Here is a 21,788-nt window from a genome sequence, read left to right as displayed (position 1 = left end):
CTCACAAATAAAATAGCCTTCAGGCAGAGCGGAGTCGAAGGCTGAATTTACTGTACGTTGTCATGGTTCGACAAGCTTGTCCTGAGCCCCCGAAGGGCTCGCCATGATGCTTGTGAGTAAACCCGATAAGCACAAAAAAAAATTAAACCCAATATCACCTAACTATTTAATATATTTTAGCTTACCAATTATTTAAACCTGATTTATATCATTTTTTTTGAGACGGAAGATGATTACCTTGATTCCGCCAGCATGCGATATAAAGGAATATTAAAATGCCAACCGTAAAGAAAAAATTAGAACTGCTAAAATCAAAAAACGAACATATACAACTAAGCGGAGGTATTGATCGGATCGATACGCAACATAGCTTAGGCAAACAGACTGCGCGCGAACGGCTGCAACTTTTATATGATCAGGGGTTTTACGATGAACTGTACCGTTTTGCGGAGCATCAGTCCCATGCATTCGGCCTGGATAAAAGAGATCTGCCTGCCGACGGCGTGGTTACTGGATTAGGCGCCATTGGCGGGAGACTGGTGTATGCTTCATCGCAGGATTTTATGGTCATGGGCGGGAGCGTCGGAGGCACGCATGCGTGGAAAATATGCGAAATCATGGACATGGCTCTGAAAGCCGGCGCGCCGTATATTTCCATCAATGACAGCGGCGGTGCGCGAATTCAGGAAGGCGTGGATTCTCTGCGCGGATACGGCAGAATTTTTTACTATAATACCCTGCTCTCGGGCGTTGTACCTCAGATTGCTATCATTGCCGGACCCTGCGCAGGCGGTGCGGCGTATTCGCCGGCGTTGATGGATTTTATCATTATGGTCAAAGATACCGGGCAGATGTTCATCGCCGGCCCGGAAGTTATCAAGGCGGCAACGGGTGAGATTATTTCCGCCGAGGAACTCGGCGGCGCGGCGGCGCAAGCGTCTCAAAGCGGTAACGTTCATTTTATCGCCGCTAATGATCAGGAAGCTATTCACATTGCCCATACGCTTTTAAGTTATTTGCCGACCAATAATACGGAAGACCCGCCGTCATTGCCGATCGACAGTCTTCTCATGATCGAGGATGAGGCGTTAAATTATATAGTACCTGACGACTCGCGTGAGCCGTATGACATGTACGACATTTTGCGGCGCGTGTTTGATTCAGGATCGCTGTTTGAAGTGCACAGCCATTATGCCAAAAATATTATCTGTTCGTTTGCACGTATCAACGGCCGGGTTGTAGGAATTGTCGCAAACCAGCCGATTGTGAAATTCGGCGCCATTGATATTGACGCATCGGACAAATCCTCCCGGTTTGTCCGTTTCTGCAATGCATTTAATATTCCGCTGGTGTCTTTTGTAGACGTACCGGGATTCTTACCCGGTGTGGAGCAGGAATTCGGCGGTATTATACGCCACGGCGCAAAAATGTTATTCTCATTTTCAGCCGCAACCGTTCCGAAGATCTCAATCGTCGTTCGCAAAGCCTACGGCGGAGCGTATCTTGCTATGTGTGCCAAGAGTCTCGGCGCAGACCGTGTGGTGGCTTGGCCTACGGCGGAAATTGCCGTTATGGGCGCAGAAGGAGCGGTCGGCGTTCTCTATAAAAATGAAATCAAAGCGGCTGCCGATCCGAAAGAAAAAAGAAAAGAATTGATCAAAGAATATAAAGAAGAATTTAGTACGCCGTACGCCGCGGCTTCAAAAGGATTGGTAGATTCCGTGATCGAACCGAAACAAACCCGCGGATATTTATCCGTGGCGCTGGAATCGCTGCGCAATAAACGCGATCTGCGCCCTCAGAAAAAACACGGATTAATTCCATTGTGATCAGGATAACCTGAAACGTTTATGATCGAAAAATTATTAGAAGCTTCTTTATTACTCGTCGCCGGCATGACTTCGGTTTTTGTCTCATTGTCCGGACTGGCTTTCATGATCTGGCTTATAAAATCGGTTGATGAAAAAATCAATGCACTGCGCATTCGATGGTATTCAAAAAAAGTAGAAGTTCAGCCGGAAGAAGTTCACGATGAACTGGCGGCGGTTATCTCAGCAGCCGTTTTCACTACACTGAGGAAGCCTATAACAATTCGAAAAATCCGCTTTCTTGACAATAGAGGCGAGGACGCCTGGGCTGTCACCGGACGCCTCAATATTATGGCCTCCCGCCCCATACGAAAAAGGAAATAATATGAAACGACTGATGATCACCGTTAACGGCAAACGTTATGAAGTGGAAGTGGAAGTAGTTCATGACGATGATGCGATAGATAACCCGCAGATTTATCGTTCCCCTGTTCCAACTATCAATAGTTATGTATCGCCGGTGAATACCCCACTCCCAAAAAAAACGAAAACATCCGCTGCAACAAAAAAAACGCTGACGTCTCCGATTAACGGCGTCATACTGAGTATTCCGGTAAAAGAGAACGATGCCGTCAAGGCCAATGACGTTCTATTCACGGTCGAGGCCATGAAGATGAAGACCAACATTGCGTCCCCTCAGGACGGTAAAATAAAAACCATTCACGTCAAAGTTTCCGAGACCATCACGGCAGGGCAAATTTTGATCACCTTCGAATAGACGATGTTAGAAAATCTGGAAAAATTTATTCACGGAATGGGTTTTTGGTCGCTGACCTGGGGCAATGTCGTCATGCTCGCCATCGCCGTTCTGCTGATCTACCTAGCCATCAAACGAGGATTTGAACCGCTGCTGCTGCTGCCCATCGGGCTTGGCGCTTTTTTGGCCAATCTTCCGGGAAGCGGGTTAATGAATGAACCGACGGGGTCAGAGATCGGCGGATTATATTATTATTTATCTCAAGGCATCGAATTAGAGATTTTTCCTCCGCTAATATTTCTGGGAATCGGCGCTATGACGGATTTCGGCCCTTTGCTTGCAAATCCGAAAACATTTATTCTGGGCGCCGCCGCTCAATTCGGCGTTTTCATGGCGCTGATGATGGCTGTGATACTCGGTTTTGATTTGAAAGAAGCCGCAGCCATTGGCATTATCGGCGGCGCTGATGGACCCACGGCTATCTATCTCTCTTTAAAACTGGCGCCGCATCTGCTCGGTCCTATCGCCGTGTCCGCGTACTCCTACATGGCGCTCGTGCCTTTGATACAACCTCCGATCATGCGTTATATGACAACGGAGAAAGAGCGGCTTGTTGTGATGGAAACGCCGCGGCCGGTCTCCAAAAAGATCCGTGTTATTTTTCCACTGGCCGTAACTTTCGTCGGAGTTTTGATCGTTCCTCCAGCCGCGCCGCTGCTTGCTATGCTGATGGGCGGAAATTTATTGCGGGAAAGCGGCGTCGTGGAGCGATTGACCAACATGGCTCAAAATGAACTGATCAATATTGTTACCTTTTTTCTTGGAACCTGCGTTGGAATCACTATGAGCGCGGAAGTATTTCTGCGGATCGACACGTTAAAGATTTTATCGCTTGGAATCGTTGCTTTTACTTTTTCAACTATCGGCGGGCTTTTATTCGGAAAAATAATGTACCGACTCACCGGCGGTAAAGTGAATCCTTTGATCGGTTCAGCCGGCGTATCCGCCGTTCCCATGGCGGCGCGCGTATCACACAACGTCGGCCAGGAAAGCAATCCGCATAATTACCTGCTTATGCATGCTATGGGGCCAAATGTTGCCGGCGTGATCGGAACGGCAATTGCCGCAGGAATATTACTCGCTATTTTGGGTTAATCCAATTTTTCTTTACCAGCCTAACACATACGCAAAAATAAGCGGCGCAACGATTGTCGCGTCGGATTCAATGATGAATTTTGGCGTGTCCACGCCAAGTTTTCCCCATGTTATCTTTTCATTGGGCACGGCGCCGGAGTAGGAACCGTAACTCGTCGTCGAATCGCTGATCTGACAGAAATACGCCCAGAGCGGCACTTCTTCCCTTTGAAGATCCTGATGCAGCATCGGAACGACGCAAATCGGAAAATCGCCCGCAATGCCTCCTCCAATCTGAAAAAATCCTAACGAAGATTTTTTAGTCGTTTCGGTATAATATTCCGCCAATGACATCATGTATTCAATGCCGGTGCGAACGGTGTGAACGTTCTTCACATCGCCGCTGATGCAGTGTCCGGCATACATATTACCAAGCGTTGCGTCCTCCCATCCCGGAACGAACATCGGCAGATTTTTTTCCGCCGCGGCCACCATCCAACTATCCTTAGGATCAATTTGATAATGTTGTTTCAATTTGCCGCCTTGAAGTATCTTGTACATAAATTCATGCGGGAAGTATCTTTGCCCCTTTTTTTCTGCGGTAACCCACTCCTCCAGAACGGCAACCTCGATACGCCGCATAGCTTCCATCTCCGGAATACATGTGTCCGTTACCCGGTTCATGTGCCGCGATAACAAACCGGCTTCATCTTGCGGAGTCAGGTCACGGTAATGCGGAACACGTTCGTAATAATCGTGCGCAACTAAATTAAATATATCTTCCTCAAGATTAGCACCTGTACAAGTAATGGCATGAACTTTATCCTGCCTGATCATTTCAGCAAGGGATAGCCCCAGTTCCGCCGTACTCATCGCTCCGGCTAAAGTCATAAAAAATTTACCGCCATTATCTAAATGGCGTTTGTATGCTTTCGCGGCATCAACCAATGCTGCCGCATTAAAATGCCGGTAATGATGGTCTATAAATTGTGTTACGGCTCCGTTTGCCATGATTCCTCCTCTCACGTGTGTTAAGTACAATTACCCTACCGACAACAAAATACACGATTTTTTGTAAGAATAAATGTTTTTTGAAATAATTCTTGACAAAATGAAACTTATCCATTAATATATCGTATATCTACGATATACAATAAAGAAAGGAACGTGCCATGGCGGCGCAGAAAAAAGATGCTTTTGATGCAGAAGACATAAAGCTGGCGGCATTTGCCAAAGCCCTTGCCCACCCGGCCCGTATTGCCATCATGAAAAAGCTGGCGGAACAGAATGTATGCATTTGCGGCGAAATCGTCGACGTGATCCCGCTAGCGCAGGCCACCGTATCCCAGCACTTGAAAGAATTAAAAAACGCAGGTTTGATTCAAGGAACGATCGAAGGAGTAACTTCCTGCTACTGCATTAATACCAAAGCAGTTGAAGGATTTGATAAACTACTGACTAAACTTTTTAAGAAACTGGATAAATGCTGTTAACCTAACGTAAACCGAAAGGAATTGAAATATGGAAACTTCAGATAACGTAAAGAAAATGGTCAAAGAAAAATACGGCCAGATTGCCCTGCAATCTTATTCAGAAAATGCCGGCTCCTGTTGCGGAGCGGGTGGGTGCGGCACAGTGGACTATACTGTTTTCAGCGACGATTATTCCAAATTAGACGGATACAACCCGGATGCCGATCTGGCGCTGGGGTGCGGCATCCCGACGGAATTCGCACAAATTCGCGAAGGCTATACGGTGGTGGATCTCGGGTCGGGAGCAGGCAACGACGCTTTTGTCGCACGCAAACTGGTAGGACCTAAGGGCAGAGTGATCGGCATCGATATGACCGAGGCCATGATCGAGAAAGCAAATATAAACACCAAAAAGCTGGGTTTTACCAATATGGATTTCCGTCTCGGCGATATTGAGAACATGCCCGTTGAAGATAATTCCACCGATGTGGTGATCAGCAATTGCGTTCTCAATTTAGTTCCGGACAAAAACAAAGCGTTTTCAGAAATATTCCGTATTCTCAAACCGGGCGCGCATTTCAGCATATCGGATGTGGTTCTGGAAGGAACACTGCCGCCGGCCATAGAATCAGCCGCAGTAATGTATGCCGGCTGCATCTCAGGCGCTTTACAGAAAAAAGATTATACGGGAATAATTGACAGAACTGGGTTTACAGAAACAAAAATTCAAAAACAAAAACAGATCCATGTTCCTGACAGCATATTGCGTGAGTATTTGAGCGAAAGGGAATTAGAGGAATTCCAAAAATCCGGGGCATCGATCATTAGTATCACGGTGTTTGGCAAAAAGCCGGCTTAGAATTTTATGATACAAATGGCAGAGCTGGAAATCATTTAATCGGTGATCAAAACTCTGCCAATATTTTTTGAGTAACCTGTTTGCGCCGGGCGTCGCTCGCTAATTGAATCGGCATGGAGTTGGCAATTTTTAATTCTTTTTTTGCTTCCTCTTTTCTTCCCGATTCGTAATACAACATGCCAAGTTCAAAATGATGGCGTAAAACATTTGGAGAAATTTGTATAGCGTTTTTGAATGCCGCCTCGCCGTCTTTATAACCGCCGTCCGGTAAGCCGCCGAGCAAAAGATTAGCTAATTGATGTTCGACCCAGCTGATGCCTCCTAATGCGCGATAAAAGGAACCCATAATCGTGTAAGCCACATCGTCCTTTGGATTCAGTTTAACCGCGAGATCGAGTTCGCTCTTGATTTCACGGCACAATTCGACCTTTCTTCGGCTTCCTTCAAACATGGCAATACTTCCCAGGCTTGCAGCCAGCCATGAATGCCCTTCTGACTTTTCATAATTAGCTTCAATGCTTTTCCTGGCATATTCCACAGCCTTTCGATAGTAAGTTTCGCGCTGATGGTCCTGCGTAACATCGCCAATACACACATACACCCGCGATAATCGCCACAAGATGTCGGCGTTTTTCGGCGACTGCGTTAAAATGGAAAGATAAATGTCTTCAGCGGCGGGATAATTCATCCGGACAAATTCCTGATCGCCGTCAGACATCGTGCCGGCAATCGCCGATGTAGAAATTAATAAGAAAACAATTACCAAGTATTTAAACATTCCGAAACCTCACTATTAGTAAATTTCAACGCCGCCTAATTTAATACATTAGCGGAATTTTGCAATAAGAATCTGCATCATCCTCCGCTTCAACTCAACATGTTACGTTCTTAACTTCTTTTTGTTACAACACATCTTTCTCATGACGAGTCAAAGGCAAAGAGATACTGAATGTTGACCCAACGCCCTTGCGGCTTTCAACTTGGATGGACCCGCCATGTTTATCTAAAATCTTTTTCACTATCAACAACCCTAAACCAGTACTCGTTTCACCGCCGGTGGGCTTTGCGCTAAGCTTCTTAAAACTACGAAATATTTCTTTAAGATCCGTTTCGTCCAAGCCCAAGCCGGTATCGGATACGCGCATTACGATACTTCCCTGCCAAACTTGAAACGTCACATCAACCGAGCCGCCGGAAGCCGTATATTTAATAGCGTTATTCAGTAAATTATCAACCACGTCAATCATCCGCGTGCGGTCGAAATACAGATTGGGAACTTGCGTCCTTCTGTCAATGCTTAGTTTAATATTTTTCTGTTGCGCGTGCCGTTGATGCATTTCGATGGATTCAGACAGGATCGATTGTAAGTTACCGTATTCCATTTCTAATCGGATTTGACCTGACTCGATAGCTGATATATCTAATAATTCGTCCAACATACGGCCCATCCTGAGGGTGGACTTACGCATGCATTCAAGATCCATCAGGGTTGAATCGGGATCTAATTTCTCCTGCCGGATATCAGTGATCATCATGCTGATATATCCAGACAGACACTGCAGCGGATTCCTTAGATCATGCGCAGCCATACCGAGAAATTCGTTTTTCTTTCCGTTCAGATCGGTTAATTCCTCCAACATACGAATTTTAATCAGAGCAGAATGAATATGGGACTTCAATAATGCAAGAAGCCTTATGTCCTGATAGTCGAATGCGCATTGATCGTTCATGTTGTTAAAAATAAGATAACCCGTTACGGCTTCCTGAATTGTAATTCGCATAGCAAGTATGCTTGCCGGCAATCCGAGATGAGCAACCTTGTGCTCTGCGCATCGCCCCTTGACGTGTGAAATAATATAAATATCGTCATAAACTTCCTCATTACCTTCCACATATCTCGCGTGCGCTTCTGCCGGTGTCAACTCAATGTGCAGTTCTTTGTTGATCTCCGGGTCGGTGCTTGCCGTCAGTCGAAACGCCCCGGAGTTCTTATCGTACAGAATCGCGGTCGTTTTATCTACTCCTTGGATAAATTTAGTATGCTCCAAAACCGACTGAAGTAAATCTTTTGCATTCAATTCAGAATTGATAGCCGATACGATTGCATTAACTTTCTCCAACTCCTCTTTTTTCTTTTTCAATTCGGCTTCCGATTCTTTATAACGGTCTATCTGTTCCGCTATTCTTCGATCATCCTGCATGCGTTGCATTTCACTTTCAGCGCGCAACGCGAAAACATGCAGGACGTTCAGGATGAACGCTTCATCGTGGGCTACGTTTTCATCCAAAACGGCCAAATGTCCTTTAACTTTGCCGTCCTTATCTCTGATTGGGATACCGACGTAACTCCCCGCGTTCCATTCGGCCAGAATCAAGTCACGAGGATATTTTTTTTGTATATTATCGGGAATATAACAAACGTTTCCGTTGATGACGTCTTTGCACGGGGTGTCCATAACGTCATATTCGAAATTTTGACCGAATTCCGATCCGGTCCATACGGCAAGAGTTTTGACGCGCCCTACAGTCGTTTCATCACATTCGGTAATGTAGGCGTAGCGCATGTTCAGCGCATCGGCAAGACGACAGACTAATAACTGCAGGAATTCCGCACCCGTCACGCGCGAGGTCGTTTCCAATACATGCCGCAAAATTGTTTCTTGCCGTATGTAGGAATTTAGATCCTTTTCCAATTCAGTAGCCTTCATAGAAATGGCAGCCGCTTCATTCAACCTATTGGCCGTCAATATATATTCAATCATTCATAACCTTTTTTTATGATCGTCTCGTGCATAACAAGGGATAACAACCGTTGATCGGGTGGTTTATTCCCGAGAGAATAAAAATATTTCGGAAAACGGATCGGAAGGCTACTTTAGATAAGACATTTTTTTAGGGGGGATCAGAAAATATACACCGCCAAAATTTAACCCGGCGAAAATGCGATCATGCAGCAGTATAATGGAATTTACATCCGGTAAACCCTGTGGATAAAGGCCGTTGTCAGAAACAAACCATGTGTCACCGTTGTCCGTAGAAGACTGCACCCCGCCAAACCCTCCGGCAATCATTACGGGGCCGCTAACGACAAGACAGGTAACGGAACGATCCTTGAGGCTCATACGTCGCCAGTTGTCGCCATAGTTGGTAGTGACAAAGACTCCACCACTATCGCCATCCGCGCTTACCAGAAGAACATTGTCGCGAATAACGACCGAAGTGAAATCCGCGTGATCGGGAGGAAGGCCGCGGCTGATGTTGAACCACACGGAACCGTTATCATTGGTCATAAAGACGCCGCCGGTGTCACTGTTGATACAGGCAAAAACTTGTTCCCCGTCCGCCGCTAAGGCCGTAACGTCGCCAATCGTCGCCGGCAGTCCTTTGTTGGCCGCGCGCCAGTTTAGCCCGTTATCCTCTGAAACAAAAACGCCATACCCAAACGTTCCTGCATATAGCTTCTGGCCGCTAACGGCGAGTGAACTCACCGAAGTATTCGGCAATCCGTTTTTTGCATCGCGCCAACTTTTTCCGCCGTCGCGCGAGACGGAAACGCCGCCTTCCAGAATTCCTCCTCCCAAGAAAATATTTCCGTCTTTTTCAACCATAGCACGGATCGTCGTCAAGGTTATTCCATCTTTGGAGATCACCCAAGTTTGTCCGCTATCCGTCGAGACGAACAAACCATGATACGTTCCTGCAAATAACGTCGCCCCGACATTCAGTAAACAATATACACGATCATTTATGTCTCCGGCAGATTCCCACAGTATGTCGTATTCCATGGGAACATTGGAAGCGGTTGATGAAGAAGACCGTTCGCAGCTTTTAAAAAATAAAAATAAAACCAAACTAATTTTTAGATACATGAACATATAAAGAAATTCTGTCGGTTATAGTATTGTTGATTTTATAGAAAAAAAATCAATTTGGCAAAAGAATTCAAATTTTTGGATTCTATCCTATATTTAAAAAAAAGAATATTTCCTTTGAAAGTTTCATTTTTCATTGTTATGTATACCTACACACATACTTTAACTTAACTTGAGTGAGACAAACCATGGCAAAAAAGAAACCAGCCAAAAAAAAAGCGGCTAAAAAAGCTGCGAAGAAAACCGTAAAAAAGGCCGCGAAGAAAAAACCGGCAAAAAAGAAATCGGCGCGTAAACCCAACGCCGCTTTCATGGCCAAGCTGACGCCCAGCGCGACGCTTGCAGCGGTTATCGGCAGCCAGCCGAGGCCGAGAACCGAGATGATCAAGAAGATCTGGGATTACATCAAAAAGAACGGCCTGCAGGACAAGACGAACCGGCGCATGATCAACGCCGACACCAATCTTCGTGCGTTGTTTGGCGGCAAGAATCAGGTATCCATGTTCGATCTTGCCAAACTCGTGTCAAAGAACGTTAGCTAGTCCTTTACCGCTATAACATAAAAAAACCCGCTCATGCAGCGGGTTTTTTTATTTTTTCCTACGACACAGCATTCGTACATTAGAAATTGCACCCAATTGTTCGATAAACTTGAGGAAATTTGACGACACCTTTATGTTTCGCCGTAATTTAGCCAAAGGAGCATTTATGAAAAATGAATTATTTGTTATCGAGCGGGTTAATGGTCGTTAAATAACGCGTAAACGAACTCACTTCCTCCACTCCTGTATTAACGTAGCAATGAGTCCTGTCCAGCCTGTCTGATGCGACGCCCCGAGCCCCTGCCCGGTCTCGCCATGAAAATATTCGAAAAATTGCAGATAATCTTTCCAATGCGTGTCTTCCTGAAATTTTTTGATATTACCGTACACGGCTCGTTTACCGTTCTTATCCGGCACATAAATTTTGATCATACGCTCGGCCAATTCTTCCGCAATTCTGTGCGGTGTGATAAATTCTCCATCCACCGTAATTCCGAAATCTTTTCCAAATGCTTCGCCGAATTTAACGAGCGAATTGATCATCAAATAACTGGTTGGAAACCAGATCGGGCCGCGCCAGTTGGAGTTACCGCCTTTGATCTTGCTTATCGCTTCGCCGGGTTCGTATTCTACTTTTTTCTGTCCGAAAAAATACGGATCTTTTGCGTGGTGCTTCGATAAACTGCGTAATCCCGCAGGGGAGAGAAACTCATCCTCATCCCACATACGTTCCATGATGCGTTTGAGCTGATGCGAATCGACTATCGACAGGACGTGCCTGCGCTGGCCGTCAACTTCATCACTGTAAACGCAACGCCGCACAATATCCGGGCGGTTGCGTATGAACCAGTCAAGATTGGAAACGAACTCCTTGTTCTGTTCTACATCGGTGTCCTTCAACGTGTCGATGGCATACATAGCGATCAACCCGACCAACGAACGCACGCGAAATTTTTCGTGGCCTCCGCCGTTGGGATAAACCAGCACGTCATAAAAAAATCCGTCCTCTTCGTCCCACAATTCAATGCCCTGCCCGCCCATGTTTTTCATGGCAGAGCCAACGTAGATGTAGTGCTGAACAAATTTCGTCGCAAGTCCTTCGTAAACTTTATTATGTTTGGATAATTCCAGGCATATGCGCATCAGGTTGAGGCAGAACATGCCCATCCAGCCTGTCGCATCGGACTGCTCCAGCACCGCACCGTCAGGAAGTTTTTCACTGCGGTCCACGACAGTAATATTGTCCAGCCCTAGAAAACCGCCTTCAAAAACATTGTTTCCCGACGCGTCCACCTTGTTGATCCACCAAGCAAAATTCATCAGCAGTTTATGGAAACATTTTTCAAGAAAAACGAGATCGGGTTTTCCCGTTCTATCCCGGTCCATCGTGTACACCTTCCACACTGCCCAGGCATGCACCGGCGGATTGAGATCGGAGAATTCCCATTCATACGCCGGAATTTGCCCGTTAGGATGCTGGAACTGTTCGAACAACATGATCCACAGCATTTCCTTAGAATATTCGATATCAAGATCTGCAAAGGCAATTGTGTGGAAAGCAAGATCCCACGCGGCAAACCAAGGGTATTCCCATTTATCCGGCATGGAAATAATACGCATAGAGTTCAAATGGCGCCAGTGATGATTTCGGATTGACCAGCGAGAATCTGGAGGAGGTGCGCTTGGATCGTCCCCGAGAAGCCAGTGATTGACATCATATAAATAAATTTGTTTGGTCCATAACAAACCCGCATACGCTTGGCGCAAGATACGTTTTTCTTCTTTGCTGGCCCGGGGTGGATATACCGTTTCATAAAATTCGTCCGCCTCCTTCAGCCGTTGATTGACCAGCTTGTCAAAATCTTCGAACGGCTCACTCAAAGTTTCTGAAGTCAAACGTAATCGATAAACCTTCGACTGTTTAGCCGGAATCATGTCGTTAAAATGAAAACAGGATTTAGTTCCTATCTTCTCCGGATTAACGCAATTTTCTTTATTAACGATATGCCTGTGAAACGCATCTTTGACGAATGCCTTTGAATTCGGCACACGATACAATTTCTCTAAATTACTTTCGTTGTCGGTAAAATAAGAATCCGGCTGGCCTTCTGCATACAGATACCGCTTACCCAACTGGTATTGAAACGGCAAATTATTGAACGGCTCCATAGTCGAGTCGTCGCTCATAATGCTGACGAAATTTTTTCCTTTCGGCCCGGGCTGAATGCTTGGTTCCCCTGTTCTCGGATTGGTCCAGCTCCAGCGGTTACGAAACCACAAATTGGGCACAAAATGAAACGGCGCCGCCTCATTGCCGCGGTTAAACACTTCGATCCGGATATAAATATCTTCGCCGGTCGCTTTGGCATATTCAATGAAAACATCAAAGTATTTATCCTGATCAAAAACGCCGGTATCAATCAATTCAAATTCATCGCCTTGTCCGTTACGTTTTTTGTTTTCTTCAATCAACTGCCGGTAAGGATATTCGGACTGCGGATATTTGTACAAATATTTATTGTAAGCATGCGAGGGAACGCCGTCGAGGTAGAAATAATATTCTTTGACGTCTTCGCCGTGATTGCCTTCGCTGGATGTTAGTCCGAACAATCGTTCTTTTAGTATAGGATCATTTCCGTTCCAGAACGCAGGCGCAAATGTAAGTACCTGATAACGATCGCAAAAGCCGGCGATGCCGTCGTCGCCCCAGCGGTACGCTTTGCTGCGCGCCATATCGTGCGTAAGATAGTTCCATGCATCGCCGCTCGCGCTGTAGTCTTCGCGAACGGTTCCCCATGACCTCTCAGCCACAAAAGGTCCCCATCGCCGCCAGGGTGGAACTCCGGGCGTGAATTCCTTCATTCGCGTTTGTTCCGCATTCAGAGATTTTGCATCACTTTGGCCGGTTGCTTTTTTCAATTCTTCCATCCCGAATATCATAGTTTTGGGTGAAGTTTTTTTTGAAAATGGCTTGGCCTTGCCGGAAATTGCCATAAGCACCTCAATTTAAAATTTGACTGGAACCGAATGACTTGATTTTCGATGGGTTGGATAAATGTAAACGGCGGAGCACTAAATTGCAAGTCTAATTCTCAGAGCCAAATGAATTTTATTCAATCCAGTTTCAATTTTATTATTGCAACAAAGTCATTTTGTACATAAGTTTAATCAGCAATCACCAATCCTTTTCTTGACCATACAAATCCTGTTTAACAACCTGGAATTTATTATTTAATTTATTACATACTTTGGAGAAAAACCGATGAAAATATGGCCAAACCGTGTTAGTTATCTGTCCTTTTTTGCTGTAATGTTCTGCTTGTTACTGCCATCCGTGCTGATGGCCGGCGGAGAAGGAGACGGCTCAGGACACCACCTGGTGTCGAGTATTGGTATTAGTATTCTCGCTGCGACCGTGTTGGCATTTCTGGCTCACTTCGCGAAACAACCGTTACTACTGGCGTACATTGCAGCAGGAGTCGTGATAGGTCCTAAGATCGGATTTGCATTTGTCAAGAGTGAGGAGGATATAGCCGTGATTGCGGAGATCGGTTTGATTCTCCTGCTGTTTATGATCGGACTTGAGATCGATATGAAAAAGCTGAAGGAATCCGGCAAGGCGCTGATCCTATCGGGCGTTTTTCAATTCATCATATGTGTCCTTCTCGGCCTGGCGTTCTTTCCTCTTCTTGGGTTTACGGTGGGCGGCGGAAATTACGATCTGCTGTACCTGACGGCCTGTTGTGCACTCAGCAGCACGGCGATCGTGGTCAAATTATTATATGGCAAATTTGAGCTCGACACATTGGGCGGCCGCATAACCCTCGGCGTTTTGGTTTTTCAGGATCTTTGGGCAATAATCATACTCGGCGTCCAGCCTAATCTTGCCAATCCTGAAATTGGAACAATTCTGTTTTCATTCGTAAAAGGCGGCGCATTAGTCGCCATGAGTCTTTTGATCAGCAAGTATGTCCTGCCAAGACTTTTCAAATCCATTGCAAAGATCCCTGAATTACTCCTGGTGGTCTCTCTCGGCTGGTGTTTTTTTATATGCGGTGTTGCCGGATTACTCGGCCTGTCTATAGAAATGGGCGCTCTGATCGCGGGTATATCTATTTCGACGTTTCCTTATAATCTCGACGTTATCGCCAAAGTTATCAGTCTGCGGGACTTTTTTGTTACTTTATTTTTTGTCGCTCTCGGTATGCAGGTCCCGAACCCGTTTGATGATCTGGGCGTTGTCGGAGTCGCGTTCATCGTGGCGGCATTTCTTATTCTCAGCCGGTTTCTTTCCGTATTTCCGGTGTTATACAGCCTAAAACAAGGGCATCGTATCAGCCTCCTGCCGTCGATCAATCTCGCAAATCTCAGCGAATTTTCTCTGGTTATCGCGGCTATCGGATTCAGTTCGGGACATATAGGAAATAGTACCTTATCGATCATTATTTTTGTCTTCGTTATTACCTCCGTATGCGCCCCTTACCTGATCAAATATAATCAATCGATACAGAGCAGCATATCGGGGCTATTGTCGCGAATTGGCCTGAAGGATGCCGGCGGCGTAATTGAAACAAAGGCCGAGGAAGAGGGAAAAGAGATAGCCATTCTGGGATTCTTTCGTGTGGCAAGTTCGCTGATCCGTGACATCCAGGAAATTAACAACTCGGAAAATACGGAGGAAGCTAATTTACTTGAAAAAATCGTTGTGGTTGATTTTAATCCTAACGTGCACTCCAAGTTAGACGCCATTGGCGTGAAGGCCATTTACGGCGATATCAGCCACATGGATACGCTGCATCACGCGGGAATTCATGACGCCAAAATTGTGATTTCTACGATTCCGGACACGGTATTGGTCGGAACGGATAATCTTAAAATGATCAAACAACTTCAGACTATTTGTCCGCACGCGAAAATAATTGTTACAGCCGAGAGCGCATCCCGCGCATTAAAAATGTACGCTGACGGCGCAGACTACGTTTTTCTTCCTCGTACGCTTGCCGCATTGCATCTGATTCCCGTAATACGCGATCTGTTAAACGACCATGAACATGCCGCGGTGCTGAAGAAAACACAAGTAGAATGGCTGCAGCAACGAGAAGAAATTATCAGCTAAAGATATCTATGAGGGCCAAGAAACTACATTTTAAAAAACGCCTCAAACGCAGGTTACTCGCTCTTAAAGAGAATACGTTGTTCCAGATTTTTATTGCATTATTATTCTGCGTCCATATCGGCGGATTTATCATTTTTATTTTGGAAACAGATCCGTCAAAAACTGCGGGTAACATTATTCAGGATTGGGGAGTCGGCATATGGTGGGCTTTCATTACTGTTTTTACTATAGGATATGGTGATTTTTTCCCTGTTACCACGGCGGGCCGGGTTACAGCCACTTTCATCGGTCTGTTTGGAATATCCATTATTGCCGTACTGACCGCTACGATTTCTTCAAAATTTGTTGAACAAAGACTTAGAAAGGGCCAAGGATTGGAAAAAGTAAAACTCAAAGGACACATTGTGATCTGCGGATGGAATTTCAATATAGAGAATATCATTTTGACACTCGAAAAAGAATTGGACTATCCATCCATCGTTTTAGTCAATTCCAGCGATCCTGGACCGGTAAGCGAAATAATCTCACGACACACTGAATCTGAGATCAGCTTCGTTGCAGGAGATTTTTCAAAAGACGCGATCTTAGAAAAGGCGTGTATCCGGCAGGCGGAATCCGTGATTATCGTAGCAGACATTAATGAAATCAGCGTCAATAAAACCGATGAGAAAACTATCATCACATCATTGACCGTAAAAAACATGAATCCGAAAGTGCGTTTGTACGCTCATATTATCAATCCTGATAACGTGTCCCATTTACGGCGAGCTAAGGCCGACGACGTTGTTATCAGTGACAAATATAGCGGTTTCCTGCTCGCCATGCATGTGACGGGCCCTGGCGTCCCTCGCGTGGTTGATGAACTGCTGACTTTCTCTTATGGAAACGAAATTGTGCGCATGGACATTCCGGATGAATTCATTGGTAAAACTTTTGGCCAACTGTGCTCATATTTCAGTGAAAAAAAACGCGCCATCCTCATCGGAGTCACCAGAGAATCCAAAGGCATGGCGCTGAATGATTTGCTTTCTGATGATAACTCGTATCTCGATCAATTCATCCGAAAAAAACTCCAAGAATCCGGCAAAAAATTTGCCGAAGAGGAACGCCTGGCCGTTAACATTAATCCGGGTTCGGATTATATAATCGAAAAGAATAATGTTGCGATTGCTATCGCTGAGAAATATTAAATCGAGAAATTCACTATGCTTGAAATTGAATTCCTAAAGAAGTTTCCCATTTTTGCCGGGCTAACCGGCGAAAAATTAATCAAACTTAAATCAATCATGAGGGAAATTGAATATTCGGCCGGAAGCGTGATAATCCATGACGGAGACCGTGGCGAGGAAATGTTCATCTTACTCGACGGTGAAGTAGAAATTTCCAAGCTCATGACAATCAAAATGGAAAATTACGAAGCCAGTACTAAAGATAAGTCGCTTATTCGACTGAGTTCCAAGTTTTTCGCGTGTTTTGGTGAAATGGCTTTGTTTGAAGAAAAAAGCGAACGGTCCGCCACGGTAACGGCTGTGAATAAATGTCAATTGGCCAGCATTTCCAGATTGGATTTTACGAAACTCGTAGAATCCGATTATGAAATCGGGACAATTATATTCCGCAATTTGGCAAAAATTATCAGCGAGCGCCTAAAAAGGGCAAATAAGGATATTCTGAAACTTACGACGGCATTTGTGCTGGCTGTTGAAAAATAAAACATTCGTATTCCAACTCTTTTCCTACGATCTCAATGCAAACCCACGACACCCTTATATCCGTACTGATACTTCTTTTTATCGCGATCATCGTTTCCATCGCTGTACGTAGGGTCAAATTGCCCTACAGCATCGGATTAGTTTTGGCTGGATTCGGGCTCGGCTACTCGAAGTTATTTCCAACGATGGTTATCGATCCTTCGATCATCATTTATATTTTTCTGCCGGCGCTGCTTTTTGATTCGGCCTTTAACGCCAGTATTACCAACCTGAGGCAACATTGGAAGGTCATATTTGCTCTGGCCATTCCGGGGACGATCATTTCTATTCTTGTTGTGGGCGCGATGGCGCATTTAGTGATGGATATTCCGTGGATGTCTGCCCTGCTTTTCGCTTCGCTGATCGTGCCGACGGACACGATCTCCATTTTATCTGTATTCAAAGAACTGAAGATGCCGGCGAAACTGACCACGCTGGTCGAAGGCGAAAGTTTATTTAACGACGGCACCGCGATCATCATTTTCAAATTGATTCTTTCCCTGATCTTGGTGGAAAACTTAAATTTGCAGGAACTCAATTACACCAGTTTTACACTCAGCCTGATTCTGTCGTACGCAGGCGGTTTTGTGCTGGGCATGGCCGGCGGATACGGCGCGGGCTGGGTCATGAAAAAAGTCAAAGATCATTTGGTGGAGATCATGTTCACCGTCATGGTTATCTACGGCATATTTCTATTAGCGGAAGAATTAACCGTCTCATCCATCGTTGCAGTCGTTACCACGTCGCTTATGCTGGGCACGTTTCGCCAACGAATGGCCATTTCAGCCACAACACAGATCGCCTTATCTTCTTTTTGGAGTTTCGCAGCATTTACGCTCAATTCCGTACTGTTCATCATCATAGGACTACAAGTTAATTTTACGATGCTGCTGGATCATTTCGGAATTATTCTGATCGCGCTGTTTGCCGTCAACTTTGGCAGGGTTGTGTTTATTTATCCGTTTTCATTGCTTGTCAATATCTTTGGCAGACGAAAAATGAAGGAGTTGCCCGACGAAATTCCGTTCAAATGGCAGCACGTATTGGTGCTGGGAAACCTAAAAGGTTCCTTGTCCATGGCATTGGTCATCAGTCTTCCCGATTCGTTGGTCTACAAGGAACAATTGACGGTATTGACATTTGGAATCGTATTTTTATCTCTTATTCTTCAAGGTACCACGCTGCGCCCGATCCTCAAACTTTTCAAATTACAAACCATCTCCACCGATCAGATCGAGTTTGATAAACGCCAGGGACTTATCATTTCTGCAAAGTCAGTATTGACCGCCTTAGATACGGAATTCCACAGCGGAATGATTACCTCCTCGGTGTACCAGAGCTTAAAAGAACAGTACGAGTTCACGATCCAAAATGCGGAACAAAGTCTGACCCGCCTTCAGACAAAAAACCCCGCGTTGGCCGATTCACATTTGCAGAATACCTATTACCAGATGCTCACCCTGCAGCGCACCGTGATCCGTAATGCTTACACACAGAATATTATCTGTGAGGACGCCGCCATTGACCTTATGAAAAATTTTGACGCGCAGATGGCAACCATTAGTTGGACACGGAATGAGGATAAATAGACTAGCTCCCCACCTTGCGAGGTTGACCAAAACCATTATTTTCGAATTTTTCCGGCGTCAGGCTGTGTAATGTAGGACAACATATTTAAATAAACCAACTCCAACAAAGGTATTATGTTATCACGAACAATCCTATTACTCTGTCTTACTTTAGCCGGTTGCGGCCTTAGAGAAAATGCCGATCTATTACTGCTCAATGGCCGCATCATTACGGTTGACGATAAAAACCCGAATGCCGAAGCCATTGCCGTTCGCGATGGCCGAATCATCGAAGTTGGAAAAAATGAAACTATTCGATCCAAATACGTTGCTTCACGCTCGGAAGATCTACAAGGCGCTTCCGTTTTTCCCGGATTTATAGACGCGCACCTGCATATGAATAGCCTCGGCCGTTTGTTGTTAGAACTCGATCTCACGGGCACTGCTTCTTACGATGAGATCTTAAAATTAGTTGAAGCGAAAGTCAAATCGTCACCAAAAAACGAATGGATATTTGGGCGCGGCTGGGACCAAAACGATTGGGCTGTCAAAGAATTTCCTACTGCGGAAAAACTGAATGCATGCTCAGGAAATTATTATGTCATGCTAAAACGAGTCGACGGCCATGCCATTCTAGTTAATCAAAAAGTGCTGGATGCCGCCGGCATTACAAGAAACACGCCCGATCCTGCAGGCGGATACATCATCAGGGATAAGAATGGCAATCCGACCGGCGTTTTGGTTGATAATGCCACTTCCCTGCTTACTAAAATTATTCCCATTCCGACACGCGAAGACGACAGCCTGGCGCTGGAACTCGCCATGGAGTCATGTTTAAAAGCCGGATTAACCTCCGTACATGATGCCGGCGTCGGGCCGCGGAAAATAGAGTTGTACAAAAGTATGTCGAAACGCGGTAATCTGACAACACGAATTTACGCTATGTTGGACGGCTCAAATCAAGCGTTGATAGACGAATATTTTCAAAAGGAACGCGATACGACTCATGTCGACAATTTTCTAAAAATTACTTCGGTGAAATTATATGCGGATGGCGCTTTAGGTTCACGCGGCGCGGCTTTACTTGAGCCTTATTCCGACGACAGTCAAAACAGCGGCCTTGCGGTTACCGATCCGGACAGAATACAAAAGATTACAGAACGTGCTCTGGAAAACGGCTACCAGGTATGCACGCATGCGATCGGCGATCGCGGGAATAGAATGACGCTGGATGCCTACGAAAAAGCTCTTCTGCGCACCAATATGTACGGCATTAACAAACGCTTGCGAATTGAACACGCTCAGGTGGCCAATGAGTTTGATATCCCGCGTTTCGCCAAACTCGGCGTTATAGCATCCGTTCAGCCCACGCATTGCACATCGGATATGTACTGGGCGGAAGCTCGCGTTGGCCCAAAACGAATTCTCGGCGCCTATGCGTGGCAACGGTTCATACATAGCGGCGCGATATTATGTAACGGTTCCGATGCGCCGGTGGAATCCAATAATCCATTGTGGGGATTTTATGCAGCAATCACCCGCCAGGATCAACAAGGATATCCCGAAGGCGGATGGTTCCCCGATCAGAAAATGAATGTAATGCAAGCGCTCAAAGGGTTTACGATCAATGCCGCTTATGCTTCTTTTGACGAAGAGTTGAAAGGTTCAATTGAAAAAGGGAAACTCGCCGACTTGGTTGTCTTGGACAAAGACATTACATCAATAGAACCAAAAGAAATATTGAAAACGTCGGTAATCTTAACGATTGTCGGAGGCAAAATACTATACCGGAAAACGCCTTAGCTCGTGAAACGGAATTGTCATTAACATTGTCGATATTTAAAGATCGCTCAGCCGGTTAAACTAAAATTATCTTCAAGAGTCTAATCGTTTCGGGTTTCTCAAAATAGAATTTATTCTGCCCGCACATTCTCTGCCGAAACATCGGTAACACGGCCGGCAACTTCGGAACTTCACCTTGATTTTCATCAAAAAAAAACCCTTATTTGTTGCCGGTAATTTTGTAAATTCTGATCATAATGAAAATTAGAGTCCGAGCCGGGGATTCCCTGCTCATCATCATTCGTACGCCGCAACTAAGCAGTTCACAGAAGCTGTTATTATTGGGTATTTTGCTGTCCGTTATCGTTAATCTTTTTATGATTTTCTCATTGAAATTTATCATTAAAGATGAGGTAGCTCCGATCAAACCATTGTCTAACGACGAAAAGATGGTGATTCTGAATTTGATGGAGGACAAGGAAATTGAAAAGGCAAGAGAGCTTCTGGAAAACCCCAAAGCTAATGAGATCAAACCGGAAGATGCAAAAATCCTATCCGATCGCGACTCTAAAAACGAGTTATTGGATATTCCCGACCATTTAAAAAATTCAAAAAACGTAGCCGTGGTTGAGAACAAAGAGTCAGCGACAAAAGACGACATGGGCGAGGATTCAAAGACTGAAAAAACTGAAGATGATCGATTTCAGAATAATCAGGTTGTACAACCCGTATTTCCATTTTTAAAAAAATCGGACGGCAAATCCGTTAAAGAACAAATCACCGGGGAGGCGGAAGTCCCATCCCAGGGGTTTTTATATGAATTGAGTTCGTATAAATGGGAATTTGCCCCGTACATGCTGAAGTGGAAGAATAAGATGGTAAACAAATGGTATGCTATTACATCGAAGATCTTTTTCAGTCCATTTGCAAAGCTGGGCAGTATGCGTATCCATGTCAAAATGAACCGGCAGGGACAACTGCTTGAATCGCACGTGGTCGATTATGATTGCGATAAATCGTTTGTTACTCCGGCCTATGCCTCGGTTGTAAATTCCTTCCCTCTCGACCCGCTTCCACCGACGTTTCCAGAAGATATGTTGGAAACGACTTGGACCATCACTATAACC

General features: G+C 45.2%; 18 protein-coding genes. 13 read left to right on the top strand and 5 right to left on the bottom strand.

Translation table 11 applies throughout. The features are described 5' to 3' along the window. Positions 1-275 precede the first annotated feature (275 nt). The 4 genes from F9K33_08250 to F9K33_08235 are packed head-to-tail and all read left to right on the top strand — an operon-like array spanning position 276 to position 3,720. Positions 276-1,829, top strand: coding sequence for an acyl-CoA carboxylase subunit beta (locus F9K33_08250; protein ID KAB2879659.1), 1,554 nt, complete (start codon positions 276-278; stop codon positions 1,827-1,829). A 21-nt stretch (positions 1,830-1,850) separates the two neighbouring features. Continuing rightward, positions 1,851-2,192, top strand: a complete 342-nt coding sequence (locus tag F9K33_08245; GenBank protein KAB2879658.1) for a hypothetical protein — start codon at positions 1,851-1,853, stop codon at positions 2,190-2,192. A 1-nt stretch (position 2,193) separates the two neighbouring features. After that, positions 2,194-2,586 carry an acetyl-CoA carboxylase biotin carboxyl carrier protein subunit gene (locus tag F9K33_08240; GenBank protein KAB2879657.1) on the top strand — a complete coding sequence of 131 codons (393 nt, stop codon included), beginning with the start codon at positions 2,194-2,196 and terminating at the stop codon, positions 2,584-2,586. 3 nt (positions 2,587-2,589) lie between these two features. Next, positions 2,590-3,720: a sodium ion-translocating decarboxylase subunit beta gene (locus F9K33_08235; protein ID KAB2879656.1), complete on the top strand. Its 1,131-nt coding sequence runs from the start codon at positions 2,590-2,592 to the stop codon at positions 3,718-3,720. 12 nt (positions 3,721-3,732) lie between these two features. Here the strand turns inward: F9K33_08235 and F9K33_08230 are convergent, their stop codons facing one another. Further along, the gene (locus tag F9K33_08230; GenBank protein ID KAB2879655.1) at positions 3,733-4,710 is read right to left on the bottom strand and encodes a deoxyhypusine synthase family protein; all 978 of its coding nucleotides are present in this window, start codon (positions 4,708-4,710) and stop codon (positions 3,733-3,735) included. A gap of 161 nt (positions 4,711-4,871) precedes the next feature. Here F9K33_08230 and F9K33_08225 point away from each other — a divergent pair, with 161 nt between their 5' ends. Together F9K33_08225 and arsM are read left to right on the top strand one after the other, a co-directional pair. Next, positions 4,872-5,192 carry a winged helix-turn-helix transcriptional regulator gene (locus tag F9K33_08225; GenBank protein KAB2879654.1) on the top strand — a complete coding sequence of 107 codons (321 nt, stop codon included), beginning with the start codon at positions 4,872-4,874 and terminating at the stop codon, positions 5,190-5,192. A gap of 28 nt (positions 5,193-5,220) precedes the next feature. Further along, a complete protein-coding gene (gene arsM, locus F9K33_08220; GenBank protein ID KAB2879653.1) occupies positions 5,221-6,030 on the top strand; it encodes an arsenite methyltransferase in 810 nt (269 codons plus the stop codon). A gap of 46 nt (positions 6,031-6,076) precedes the next feature. Here arsM and F9K33_08215 read toward each other — a convergent pair whose 3' ends face one another. The 3 genes from F9K33_08215 to F9K33_08205 form a co-directional block, all read right to left on the bottom strand. After that, positions 6,077-6,808: a hypothetical protein gene (locus F9K33_08215; GenBank protein KAB2879652.1), complete on the bottom strand. Its 732-nt coding sequence runs from the start codon at positions 6,806-6,808 to the stop codon at positions 6,077-6,079. 124 nt (positions 6,809-6,932) lie between these two features. Next, positions 6,933-8,792 (bottom strand): HAMP domain-containing histidine kinase, encoded by a 1,860-nt coding sequence (locus F9K33_08210; GenBank protein ID KAB2879651.1) that lies wholly within the window; start codon positions 8,790-8,792, stop codon positions 6,933-6,935. Between the two features lie 108 nt (positions 8,793-8,900). Further along, entirely contained in the window at positions 8,901-9,905 is a 1,005-nt protein-coding gene (locus F9K33_08205; protein KAB2879650.1) for a hypothetical protein, read from the bottom strand. 185 nt (positions 9,906-10,090) lie between these two features. Between F9K33_08205 and F9K33_08200 the strand changes: the two genes are divergently transcribed. Continuing rightward, positions 10,091-10,444 (top strand): hypothetical protein, encoded by a 354-nt coding sequence (locus F9K33_08200; protein ID KAB2879649.1) that lies wholly within the window; start codon positions 10,091-10,093, stop codon positions 10,442-10,444. A 228-nt stretch (positions 10,445-10,672) separates the two neighbouring features. Here the strand turns inward: F9K33_08200 and F9K33_08195 are convergent, their stop codons facing one another. Next, positions 10,673-13,306 (bottom strand): glucosidase, encoded by a 2,634-nt coding sequence (locus F9K33_08195; protein KAB2879706.1) that lies wholly within the window; start codon positions 13,304-13,306, stop codon positions 10,673-10,675. Positions 13,307-13,754: 448 nt separating this feature from the next. Here F9K33_08195 and F9K33_08190 point away from each other — a divergent pair, with 448 nt between their 5' ends. The 6 genes from F9K33_08190 to F9K33_08165 form a co-directional block, all read left to right on the top strand. After that, positions 13,755-15,560 carry a sodium:proton exchanger gene (locus F9K33_08190; protein KAB2879705.1) on the top strand — a complete coding sequence of 602 codons (1,806 nt, stop codon included), beginning with the start codon at positions 13,755-13,757 and terminating at the stop codon, positions 15,558-15,560. Next, a complete protein-coding gene (locus tag F9K33_08185; GenBank protein KAB2879648.1) occupies positions 15,527-16,750 on the top strand; it encodes a hypothetical protein in 1,224 nt (407 codons plus the stop codon). The genes F9K33_08190 and F9K33_08185 overlap by 34 nt, the downstream gene beginning before the upstream one ends. Before the next feature lie 15 nt (positions 16,751-16,765). Beyond that, entirely contained in the window at positions 16,766-17,272 is a 507-nt protein-coding gene (locus F9K33_08180; GenBank protein KAB2879647.1) for a cyclic nucleotide-binding domain-containing protein, read from the top strand. Positions 17,273-17,307: 35 nt separating this feature from the next. Beyond that, positions 17,308-18,900, top strand: a complete 1,593-nt coding sequence (locus F9K33_08175; GenBank protein ID KAB2879646.1) for a sodium:proton antiporter — start codon at positions 17,308-17,310, stop codon at positions 18,898-18,900. A gap of 114 nt (positions 18,901-19,014) precedes the next feature. Next, on the top strand, positions 19,015-20,682 hold the full coding sequence (locus tag F9K33_08170; GenBank protein ID KAB2879645.1) for an amidohydrolase: 1,668 nt from the start codon (positions 19,015-19,017) through the stop codon (positions 20,680-20,682). Positions 20,683-20,918: 236 nt separating this feature from the next. Further along, positions 20,919-21,788 (top strand): hypothetical protein (locus F9K33_08165; GenBank protein KAB2879644.1); only part of this gene is annotated, 870 nt, incomplete at its 3' end.

The organism is bacterium (assembly GCA_008933615.1).
Lineage (GTDB): Bacteria > CLD3 > CLD3 > SB21 > SB21 > SB21.
The sequence above is the reverse complement of the archived record's forward strand: the minus strand, read 5'-3'. Positions and strand labels throughout refer to the sequence as shown.